General features: G+C 66.9%; 1 protein-coding gene. It reads left to right on the top strand.

Translation table 11 applies throughout. From position 1 onward, the window contains the following. Positions 1 to 679: 679 nt before the first annotated feature. A complete protein-coding gene (locus tag ACFYW5_RS37975) occupies positions 680 to 1297 on the top strand; it encodes an exonuclease domain-containing protein (RefSeq protein WP_389421697.1) in 618 nt (205 codons plus the stop codon). Positions 1298 to 1358 lie beyond the last annotated feature (61 nt).

Here is a 1358-nt window from a genome sequence, read left to right as displayed (position 1 = left end):
AGCTGCAGACACTCCTTGCTCTCTGGGCCGGCGCCTGCCCCACCTGCCACCGCGACATACCCACACCGCTACGAACCTGACCAAGCCCTACTAGCACGTGGCGGGGATCGATGATCTCGCCCCTTCTTCGTCGCAAGACCCGTGGTCGCTCGCGGACCCGCCCGGAATGACCGGCAGCGCCTTCACGGGCCCCGGCGGCCGCTGCCCACACGCGCGGCTGCTGGGAAGGTTCTCGCGCAGCACGCAGCGGTCGACTGAGCCCTCGACCAACGCCCACCACCGCCACTGCGGACGGTTGTGCTTCTCCGTAGTCCGCCGAACATCTGGGTACAGGGACTGGTCCGCGACCAGCGCTGATGAGGTCGGCCTAGAGGGTTTGGCCCTTTGCGTGATCAGTCGGCGGCTGGAAGAGACCGGGCAATCAGGCCTGGAGGCGATGGGCAACTCCCGTGGCGAAGCGCACGATTCCGGCGGCAGGAGCTAAGCGGCTGCCGCATGGTGTGGTGCCCCCAAGGGGGCGAACTGCCCGATCACTACCGACAGTTGCACGGTGGTCCGCCGGCACCGTCGGCTGGGCGTGAACGTGCAGGTTGGTCGCGGATGAGGCGTGGGCGGTGACGGTGTGGACGTGAAGAAACTGAAATGCCGGAACCAGGTGCACAGCCCTACCCTCGGCCTCATGCGCCACGGACCGTCCCTGCTGAACGTCATTGCTGTGGAAGCCACCTGCTGGGACGGACGGCCGCCGCCCGGCTCCGTGCACGAGATCATCGAGATTGGTCTCACCGTCGTGGACGTGTCGGCAGGGCGCCGCCTGTCCCGGCACCGTGTCGTGGTTCGCCCCGTCCGGTCGACGGTGAGCGACTTCTGCACTGAACTGACCGGACTGACGCAAACCGAGGTGGAACGGGGCGTCACCTTCGCCGAGGCATGCCGGATCCTCGTGGAGGAGTACGAGGCTGGGGAGCGCCCCTGGGCAAGCTGGGGCGAGTACGACCGTCGGCAATTCGCTCGGCAGAGTCAGGCCGACGGGGTGGCCTACCCGTTCGGCTATCCGACGGAGCGCACCCACACCAATGCCAAGGCCGTATTCACCGCGGCCTACGGGCTGCGCAAGAAACCCGGCATGGACCACGCTCTGCAGATCGCCGGACTGCCGCTTGAGGGACGCCATCACCGCGGCGAGGACGACGCGTGGAACATCGCCGCCCTCGTCCTCGATCTGTTGGGCCGCGGGGCATGGCCGGTCGCAGGCACTGTCGTCCTAGTGTCATGCGCCAGAAATCCTGTTGGTTAGTTCTGCCCGGTTTTCTGGCCGGTGGTTCCGACCTTGGTGAGGTAGTTGGCGAGGGAGTTGA

Origin of the sequence: Streptomyces sp. NPDC002779, from assembly GCF_042888685.1 — a bacterium.
In the GTDB taxonomy this organism is placed as follows: domain Bacteria; phylum Actinomycetota; class Actinomycetes; order Streptomycetales; family Streptomycetaceae; genus Streptomyces.
Note: the sequence above shows the minus strand (reverse complement) of the source record. Positions and strands in the feature narration are given on the sequence as shown.

What these genes read in the sequence shown, in the direction of transcription:
- ACFYW5_RS37975 (WP_389421697.1), top strand. Translation starts at nt 680, where the DNA reads ATGCGCCACGGACCGTCCCTGCTGAACGTCATTGCTGTGGAAGCCACC.